This window comes from Paraburkholderia domus (genome assembly GCF_905220705.1).
GTDB lineage: Bacteria > Pseudomonadota > Gammaproteobacteria > Burkholderiales > Burkholderiaceae > Paraburkholderia > Paraburkholderia domus.
In genome coordinates, this window is sequence record NZ_CAJNAT010000022.1 from 122929 (window position 1) to 131171 (window position 8243).

Genomic DNA, 8243 nt, shown 5'->3' on the forward strand with positions numbered 1-8243 from the left:
GATAGGCCCGTTGCCGCAACCGCCCGCCGCAACTGCCTGAAGCAGGTTGCGGCGGGGAGCAGGCTCTTACTGCTTGATGCCTTCAGCCTGAATATGCAGCGTGGTCAGCATATTGAAGCCATAGGTCTTGCCGAAGTCGACGCCGAAATCGTCGCGGTTGAACGTCGCGCTTGCTTCAGTGCCGCATACTTCGCGCTTGAGCATCGGGTTCATGATGCACTTGAACGAATCGATCTTCAGGTTGACCGGCTTGGTCACGCCATGCAGGGTCAGCGAGCCGATCACTTCCACCGGCTTGTCGCCGTCGAAGCGGATCTGCGTGCCCTTGTAGGTTGCGCTCGGGTACTTGGCGGCGTCGAAGAACTTGTCCGTGACCAGTTCCGCGTCGAGCTTGTCGTTACCGATATCCGCCGAGCTCATATCGATCGTCACGTCCACCGTGCCGGTCTTCGCCGCGCGATCGAGCACCACGGTGCCGCTGCTCTTCGTGAACTTGCCGCGCCAGGTCGACAGGCCACCGAAGTGGTCGGTTTCGAAGCTCGGGTAGGTGTGCTGCGGGTCGAGTTGATACGTCACGGCGGCCATTGCGTTAAACGACATGGCTGCGGTCAGCGCGCCGGCGGCGAGCAAAAGTTGCTTCTTCAAGTGATTCTCCAGATTTCAGAAAGTGATGCGACGCTTCGTGTTGCCTGTTACTTCTTCGAAGCGACGATGTGAAATTTGATGACGACTTCGTCGGCGACAACCGAGGTGTCTTTCCATTCGCCGGTACCGACATCGAACTGCGAACGTTTGATCGGCAATGCGCCGTCGAAAGTTTGGGTGCTGCCCTGGCTGGCGATGGTGACCGGCACCACGACAGTCTGCGATTTGCCTTTGATGGTGAGCTTGCCGGTGACTTTGTACTGATTGCCGCCGGCCGGCGCGATCGCGCTCGAGACGAAAGTCGCGGCCGGATAGGTGGCGCTATCGAACCATTCCTTGCCTTGGGCCTGCTTGTTGTAGTCGTCCGCGCCGAGGTCGTAGCTGCCGGTGTCGATCGACACGTTGGCGCTGCTGGCGGCCGGTTTGGCCGGATCGAAATTCAGCTGCGCCGAGAACTTCTTGAATTTGCCATCCACCGGCACGTTCATCTGCTTCGTCGTGGCAATGACGCTGCTTTTGCTCGTGTCGACATCGGCGTGCGCGAGGCCCGCGCCGAAGAAAGAGAAGGCGGCGACGCCGGCCAGAATGGAGTGATAAAAGTTTGATTTCATAGTGGTACGCATCCTATCGAACCCACGCGCGCTGATTGCGCATCGTTGGGAATTAGATTGCCAACAGGCTGTAGCCAATCGCCTGTCGCTCGTCTGTTATTCGTCTGTTACTCGTCTGCTATTTGAGGAGCGGAATCATCCGCGCAAGTAATCCGTCGCGATCAACAAACTGATGCTTGAGCGCCGCGAGTACATGCATGGCAACGAGCGCCAGCAACGTGTAATTGAGCAGTATGTGGACCGTGCGCAGGCTTGCCTTGAGCGCCTGGTCAGGGCCGATAATCGTGGGCAGCGGCACGATGCCGAGATACACCACCTGAATGCCCGCGGCCGAACTATAGAAGTAACCGGACAACGGAATCGCCAGCATCAGAACGTAGAGCGCGCCATGGACGAGATGGGCCGCAGCCTTCTGCCACATGGGTGTAGCGCTATCGAGCGCCGGCGCGCGGTGGGTGGCGCGCCACAGCACGCGTGCCACGGCCAGCACGAAGACCGTCACGCCGATCCATTTGTGCCACGAGAAGTACTTCAGCTTGGTGGGCGTGAAGCCATGGATATCGGTCATGATCCAGCCGATATAGAAGCCGCAGATGATGAGCAGTGCAATGAGCCAGTGCAGGGCGACGGCAGGGCCGCTGTAGTGCTTGACGTCTGAAGAACTGGGTTTCATTGAATCATGCTCACGGGTTATGGGACTTGCTGCGTGCGGTGTATCGGGTGTGAGTGCGGATGGTAGGGATGCCAATGAAAATTGAATAGACGGGGCGAAGGGAACAGATTGTTCTAGCCGTGACGCTAATGTGGCCGGAATGGGGCTGCGAGGGGGCCAGAATTGGCGAGCAGACACGGGATTGTGTTATTTTTCCGCTCCACCGCTACCAAAGGTTCGACCCATGAATAGCACTGAGAAGGGCAGCGTCGCGCTTGGCGCGGATTTTTTGCGGCACGACACGGCGCCTGCCGCTGATCATGGCCGCGGAGATCGCGCATGAAAGGTCGCCGTTCCGGCAGGCGATTACCGCCAGTTTCGGGGTTGGGACCGTCATTCCTTCGGAGTCGGGCGATCCCGTGGCCTTTGTGAACCTGGTGGACACGCAGTTGTATCACGCGAAGGATAACGGGCGGGATTGCATTGCCGCCGTCAACCGCGTGGGCTAGCGAGGCAGGGAACGCGCTATTGTGCGGCACACAAATTGCGTCCCGGCCCCCTGCGGCGTGCCGATCAGAGTTTATGCAGCGCTCCTATACCGTGCTCGCGCACGATCAGAATCCAGGAACCTACTTTGTGAATTCCGTCTTCCTCTCCTGGGGTATCGCCATCGCCGCCACGGCCGGCGTCATCACCCGGCCGTTCAAATGGCCCGAGGCCGTATGGGCCGTTGCAGGCGCGTTATTACTCGTGTCGTTGAACCTGCTTCCCGTCGATCTGGCAATCGAGGCAGTCGGCAAGGGCACGGACGTCTACCTCTTCCTGTTCGGCATGATGGTGTTGTCGGAAGTTGGGCGCCGTGAAGGCCTGTTCGACTGGGTCGCCGTATTCGCGGTCAATCACGCCAAAGGCTCGCCGAGAAAGCTCTTTCTATTGGTCTATCTGGTCGGCGTGGTCATCACCGCCTTCCTTTCCAATGACGCCACCGCGGTCGTCCTCACGCCGGCCGTATTTGCCGCGGCCAAAAAAGCGAAGACGCATCCGCTGCCCTTGCTGTTCGTCTGTGCGTTCATCGCGAATGCCGCGAGCTTCGTGCTGCCGATCTCGAATCCGGCCAACATCGTGCTGTATGGCAATCACACTCCCGCGCTTGGCGCCTGGTTGATGCGCTTTACGCTGCCTTCGCTGTTGTCGATCGTCGCAACCTACGTGCTGTTGCGCTGGACCCAGCGCGAAGCGCTCGCCGGTACCTGCGAGGCCGATCTCGAGCCGCTTGAGTTGTCGTCGAGCGGGCGCATTGCGCTCGCGGGCATCGCGGTCACGGCCGTTGCTTTGCTGACGGTTTCCGCCTTCGATGTCCCGCTCGGTCTGCCCACCGCAATACTCGGTGCGCTGACCGCCGCGGCCGTACTGATCCAGGAACGCAAATCGCCGCTGCCGATGATCAAGGAAATATCGTGGAGCGTGCTGCCGCTCGTCGCTGCGTTATTCGTGCTGGTCGAAATGCTCGATCACACGGGCGTCATCAGGACATTCGTCGCCTTGGTGCAGCGCGCGACGCAGCACAGTGAACTCGCGACGGCCGGCTGGGCCGGCGCTGCCATCGCATTTGGCAGCAATCTGATGAACAATCTGCCGGCAGGGTTGATCGCCAGTTCGACTGTGATGCAGGCGCATAGTCCCGAGCGCGTGATCGATGCGTTCCTGATCGGCGTCGATCTGGGTCCAAACCTGTCGATCACGGGGTCGCTCGCAACGATCCTCTGGCTCAACGCAATTCGCCGCGAGGGCGAAGACGTGAGCTTCATGAAGTTTCTGAAAGTAGGGGCGGTGGTGATGCTGCCGGCTCTCGCGCTGGCGCTTGCCGCGCGGATCCTGATCGGTTGAGCACCGCACGCGGCGGCTCCTCAGCCGCCGGCGTATTCGCCGACAGTTCGAGTGCGCGCAACGTTGCGTCGAGCCGTGCGAGGCGTGCGCGCTGTGTCGGCATCAGCAACGTTTCGGGAAGCATGTCCAGCCGATTGCGCCAGTACGACAGCGGAATGCGATCGTTGGGGGAAATCTTCCCGAATACGAGTTCGAAATGGGCAATCTCATTGTCGATATCCTGATAGCTCATCTATCGTTCCTGAAGGAGAGGTGGATAGGCGATGCAACGGTGCAAGCGGGACGCCGGCAGTTGGACAGACAGGTCTCACTACTGGACACGCTTGACGGTGGTATTGAAACCAGCAAGCGCCGTGCCGCGCTCCGCAAGGTTGAATTGACATCGGGCTTTCAAAAAGTCACGCATTTGTCTGATATATCGACGCAGGCCCCAGCCACAAGGCGTCTGATCACCCGCTTTTGCGCGCTTAACGCGGTACCACCGTCACCGGTTGCGCATAGGTGACGGCAGGGGCGGGCACGACGACCGTCGTGTACAAGGCGATGGGTTTCGGCGGCAATGGCACGGGCGTACCGGGCGCTACGGCGACGGGAACCGGAGCCGGAATCGGCGGAGGCGCCGCCACATAGACCGGCGGGTTGACCGGCACGTAGTAATAGACGGGCCGTGGCGGCGGTGCGTAGACCACGGCAGTGGGCATATAAACGACGACCCGGGCAAACGCCGTCGACGAACAGGCGAGACCGATGGCGGTGAAGGTAGAGGCGCAGACGAGACGAATACTCACTTGTTGATACTCCTGAGACGTTGAGCTGCGCGGTGCGTCTTCCGGTGAAGAAGCCGTGCAGCTGGTTCGGATTGCTTGAGAGTCTTGCCGAACCGTTGAAGCACCTGGGCTGCTTGTGGCGCCGGCAGACGAAAGATACGCAATCCGCTTTCGAAACGGGAGCGCGAACTTATTTCATTCAATGTCGCGTGACAGTGGGCTATGACCGAAGCGCGAGGGGCAGGGAGCGCATGATGTGTTACGGCGACAGCGCGCATGCCTGCCATGCCGACGCCGCGAAAAACCATGAAACATGCCGACATGATTCTCGAATTGCCTTCCGGCGGCGCTTCCCCAAGAATTCGGCCTGTCATCGAACGGATCGCGGCGGTTTGCAGGCGACGCAAGATGGCTCAATCGAAGGAGTCAGTCATGAAAAAGTTGTTCGCCATTGTGCTGCTGTGCTGCGCATCCACCGTCACGTTCGCCCAAACGACCGCACCGCAGGGCGGCAATTCCCAGCGCATGGAACGCATGGCGCAGCAGCTGCAAACACGCTTTTCGAGTGCCAACACCACGCACGACGGTAAGCTCACCAAAGAACAGGCCGCCACAGGCATGCCGATGGTCGCCAAGCATTTCGATGAAATCGACACGCAGAAAGCGGGCTACATTACGTTGCCGCAGATCGCGGCATTCATGCAGGAACGCGGGGCAGCGCACTGAGCCGCGCGGGCATCGGCGGGATCGTAGGAATTTTGACGCCCCTGCGTGTGATAAACCTGGCCCGTCCTGCCGTCTGTACACCGCCCGACGTCTAAACCGAGGAGCTTGCGTATGGAACGCCCCGCCAAAATCATCGTACTCGACGACGAAGCCGAACTGCGCAACATGCTGCAGCGTTTTCTGCGCGGCCATGGCTTCGACGTACGGATCGCGGAAGACGGCAAGCGGCTCGACCGTTATCTGGAGCGCGAACCGTTCGATCTGCTGGTACTCGATCTGATGATCGGCGAAGAGGACGGCCTCGCCATCTGCGCCCGTTTGCGCGCGCAAGGGCAGACGCTGCCGATCCTGATGCTGACCGCGAAGGGCGATCCGCTCGACCGGGTGGCCGGCCTCGAAACCGGTGCCGACGACTACCTCGCCAAACCTTTCCTGCCGCGTGAGCTGGTGGCGCGGATCAATGCGCTGCTGCGCCGCCAGAAGATGGCCTCGGGCGATGTCACGGTGAAATCGGAGAGCGTGCGCTTCGGCGATTTCAGTCTCGATGTCGGCAAGCAGCAGTTGTCGCGTGCGGGAGAGCTGCTGGAGATTCATTCGGCGCAGATGCTGTTGCTGGTCGCGTTGGCTTCTTCGCCGAACCGCCCCGTGAGCCGTGACAATCTGCTCGCGCGCGCTCGTGGCCGCGAACACGATGCACTCGATCGCAGCATCGACGTGCAGGTGCTGCGGCTCAGGCAGATCGTCGAAGACGACCCGTCGAAGCCGCGCTTCATCAAGACCGTGTGGGGCGTCGGCTACATGCTGATCGCGGACGTCGACTCATGACGCGCACAGTGTTGCAGAGCGTGCTGCCGAAGACGCTTTTGGCGCGCAATATCGTCTTGCTGATCGTGCTGGTGATGCTGAGCCAGGTGTGTGCGCTCGGCGTGTTGCTGCACTATGTGCAGCGGCCTCGCGTCGAACGGGCGGCCGCCGTGTTCGCCACCTACGTGACGACGCTCGATAACCTGCTTCAAGCCACGCCGCTCAGCGCGCGTGCCGAATTGACCGCGCGCCTCGACGCGCGTGCGCAATTGCCCGCGGAAGCGGGCGAGGAACCGCCGGCCAGTCTGCTGCGCGGCTATCGAACCTATCAGCGCAGCGTGTTTCTCGACAGCTTGCGCGAGCATCTGCCCGCCGACATGCCCGCGCGCTGGCAATCCGCAGGCGGTCAACGGTTATGGATTCGGATGCATGGGCCTGCTGAGGCGCCGCAATCGTCGTACTGGATCGCACTGCCGATTCCCGAGGACGCGCAAGGTGCCGGACTCGACGCCGCGATCCTGCTGTCGCTTGGATTGGGCGCACTGGCGGCGCTGACCGGCTACGGGATCCAGCGCCACCTCAATCAGCCGCTCCAGGAGTTGACGCGGGCCGCGCGTCGCGTGAGTGCCGGCCAAACACCCGTGCCGCTGCCGACTGACGGCCCCACCGAGATCGCCACGGTGAGCAGCGCATTCAATCAGATGACGCACGCGTTGCAGCAAGCGGAGGCGACGCGCGCGCTGATGCTGGCGGGCATCTCGCACGACATCCGCACGCCGCTCACCAAACTGCGGCTCTCGATGGCCATGGCGATGCCGGACGGCAGCGACAGCAGCTTCGTGGTCGCCGCCGAGTCCTATCTGGACCAGATTGAGACGATCTTGCAGCAGTTCATGGATTACGCGGGCAGCGGCGAGCGCGAAGCGGCGGAACCTGGCGATCTCAATGCGTTGATTGAACGTCTCGCCGGCGATTTCGCCGGGCTGGGCCACGAGTTTGCGCTGTCGCTCGCGGTTTTGCCCGCGATTGCTTACCGGCCGATCAGCATGATGCGGCTCCTGATGAACCTGATGCAGAACGCGATCGTATATGGCGGCACGGGGCTGGCGGTGCGCAGTTGGACGACCGGCGAGGCGGTCTATGTCGCGGTTGGCGACCGCGGCAAAGGGCTTTCGGCAGAGGAGTTGGAACAACTGAAAGCGCCGTTTCAGCGCGGCCGCAATGCTCGCGCGCATAGCGGCGGAACGGGGTTAGGGCTTGCGATTGTCGAGCGGATCACGCGGCTGCACGGCGGCAGCCTGCAGTTTCATGCACGCGAGGGCGGCGGCCTGGAGGTGTGGGTGGTGTTGCCGCTTACTCCCGATCCAGCCACGCATCCAGCCCCACCCGGAAGGCCACGCCCGCGATAACCGGCACGGTCAGCATGAGAATGATGCCGAAGTTGGGGATCTCGTCGCCGTAAGTGATCGGGCCGTAGAGCACGACAGTCGCAACGATCGCGAAGACCACGACACCGATCGCAACCATCAGAAGATTGCGCGACATGATGGACAGATCCCTGCGCTTTGCCTTGCCCGGCGTGGTGCCGGCATTGGGGACTTCGTCGTGTTGGGCGGGCATGATGGTTCTCGTGGCTAGAATAAGTGCCGCGCGAAGCGCGGCTGCAAAACTACAAAGCGTAACTTCAAACCGCAACGTCAAAACGTAACTACAAAGCGTAACTACAAAGCGCGGCGATGCATCGAGCACCGACCTGCGTGCGATCGGCATCATACCCAGGGTCGCTCGTGCCGCGCACATCAGGCTGCCCCGACCACTAAGCCCACGGCAACGATCATCAGCACGAGGGCGGTGATCGCGCTGAACCGGTAGTCGCGTTGATGCAGGAACATCCCTAACATCAATATAAGCCGCATTATCGGTAGCAGGATGAAAAGCGCGATGCCAACGGTGACAATATGCATGCCGGCTGGCGTCGAATGCAGTCCGGGGTGGGTCCGCAGGCCGGGCAATGCGCTTCCAATGCCGCTCCCAAGGGCGCTTGGAAGCATTCCAATCCCGCGTCGGGCTCGGCGTTGGCGGAGAAACGGAGATGCGGTATACCGGTGAACGGCAGCGCCGCAATGACCGACACGGCAATGGTGCATGCCT

General features: G+C 61.3%; 10 protein-coding genes and 1 pseudogene. 5 read left to right on the forward strand and 6 right to left on the reverse strand.

The features are described 5' to 3' along the window. Window positions 1-66: 66 nt before the first annotated feature. The 3 genes from KHO31_RS28540 to KHO31_RS28550 form a co-directional block, all read right to left on the reverse strand. Entirely contained in the window at window positions 67-645 is a 579-nt protein-coding gene (locus KHO31_RS28540) for a YceI family protein (protein WP_201080920.1), read from the reverse strand. Between the two features lie 47 nt (window positions 646-692). Continuing rightward, window positions 693-1256, reverse strand: a complete 564-nt coding sequence (locus tag KHO31_RS28545; protein WP_201080922.1) for a YceI family protein — start codon at window positions 1254-1256, stop codon at window positions 693-695. Window positions 1257-1374: 118 nt separating this feature from the next. Continuing rightward, window positions 1375-1929, reverse strand: a complete 555-nt coding sequence (locus tag KHO31_RS28550; protein WP_201080924.1) for a cytochrome b — start codon at window positions 1927-1929, stop codon at window positions 1375-1377. 296 nt (window positions 1930-2225) lie between these two features. On the opposite strand from KHO31_RS28550, the pseudogene KHO31_RS28555 reads away from it, so the two are divergent. Together KHO31_RS28555 and KHO31_RS28560 are read left to right on the forward strand one after the other, a co-directional pair. Continuing rightward, window positions 2226-2417 (forward strand): annotated as a pseudogene (locus KHO31_RS28555) (sensor domain-containing diguanylate cyclase); the annotation flags it as partial. A 127-nt stretch (window positions 2418-2544) separates the two neighbouring features. Next, window positions 2545-3795 (forward strand): arsenic transporter, encoded by a 1251-nt coding sequence (locus tag KHO31_RS28560; protein ID WP_201086003.1) that lies wholly within the window; start codon window positions 2545-2547, stop codon window positions 3793-3795. Between the two features lie 467 nt (window positions 3796-4262). On the opposite strand, the gene KHO31_RS28565 is transcribed toward KHO31_RS28560, so the two are convergent. Continuing rightward, window positions 4263-4583: a hypothetical protein gene (locus KHO31_RS28565; RefSeq protein ID WP_201085979.1), complete on the reverse strand. Its 321-nt coding sequence runs from the start codon at window positions 4581-4583 to the stop codon at window positions 4263-4265. A 411-nt stretch (window positions 4584-4994) separates the two neighbouring features. On the opposite strand from KHO31_RS28565, the gene KHO31_RS28570 reads away from it, so the two are divergent. The 3 genes from KHO31_RS28570 (at window position 4995) to KHO31_RS28580 (ending at window position 7501) form a co-directional block, all read left to right on the forward strand. Beyond that, window positions 4995-5288 (forward strand): EF-hand domain-containing protein, encoded by a 294-nt coding sequence (locus tag KHO31_RS28570; protein WP_201080928.1) that lies wholly within the window; start codon window positions 4995-4997, stop codon window positions 5286-5288. A 111-nt stretch (window positions 5289-5399) separates the two neighbouring features. Beyond that, entirely contained in the window at window positions 5400-6113 is a 714-nt protein-coding gene (locus tag KHO31_RS28575; RefSeq protein WP_201080930.1) for a response regulator, read from the forward strand. Continuing rightward, window positions 6110-7501 (forward strand): ATP-binding protein, encoded by a 1392-nt coding sequence (locus tag KHO31_RS28580; RefSeq protein ID WP_201085978.1) that lies wholly within the window; start codon window positions 6110-6112, stop codon window positions 7499-7501. Before KHO31_RS28575 ends, KHO31_RS28580 begins: the two co-directional genes overlap by 4 nt. On the opposite strand, the gene KHO31_RS28585 is transcribed toward KHO31_RS28580, so the two are convergent. Together KHO31_RS28585 and KHO31_RS28590 are read right to left on the reverse strand one after the other, a co-directional pair. Further along, a complete protein-coding gene (locus KHO31_RS28585; protein WP_201080934.1) occupies window positions 7446-7712 on the reverse strand; it encodes a hypothetical protein in 267 nt (88 codons plus the stop codon). The two genes, KHO31_RS28580 and KHO31_RS28585, sit on opposite strands and share 56 nt — an antisense overlap. A 179-nt stretch (window positions 7713-7891) precedes the next feature. After that, on the reverse strand, window positions 7892-8056 hold the full coding sequence (locus KHO31_RS28590) for a DUF1634 domain-containing protein (RefSeq protein ID WP_211624621.1): 165 nt from the start codon (window positions 8054-8056) through the stop codon (window positions 7892-7894). Window positions 8057-8243 lie beyond the last annotated feature (187 nt).

Excerpts from the sequence above, each read along its gene's own strand:
- KHO31_RS28590 (WP_211624621.1), bottom strand. The coding sequence starts at position 8,056 with ATGCATATTGTCACCGTTGGCATCGCGCTTTTCATCCTGCTACCGATA.
- KHO31_RS28575 (WP_201080930.1), top strand. The coding sequence starts at position 5,400 with ATGGAACGCCCCGCCAAAATCATCGTACTCGACGACGAAGCCGAACTG.
- KHO31_RS28570 (WP_201080928.1), top strand. The coding sequence starts at position 4,995 with ATGAAAAAGTTGTTCGCCATTGTGCTGCTGTGCTGCGCATCCACCGTC.
- KHO31_RS28545 (WP_201080922.1), bottom strand. The coding sequence starts at position 1,256 with ATGAAATCAAACTTTTATCACTCCATTCTGGCCGGCGTCGCCGCCTTC.
- KHO31_RS28585 (WP_201080934.1), bottom strand. The coding sequence starts at position 7,712 with ATGCCCGCCCAACACGACGAAGTCCCCAATGCCGGCACCACGCCGGGC.
- KHO31_RS28580 (WP_201085978.1), top strand. The coding sequence starts at position 6,110 with ATGACGCGCACAGTGTTGCAGAGCGTGCTGCCGAAGACGCTTTTGGCG.
- KHO31_RS28550 (WP_201080924.1), bottom strand. The coding sequence starts at position 1,929 with ATGAAACCCAGTTCTTCAGACGTCAAGCACTACAGCGGCCCTGCCGTC.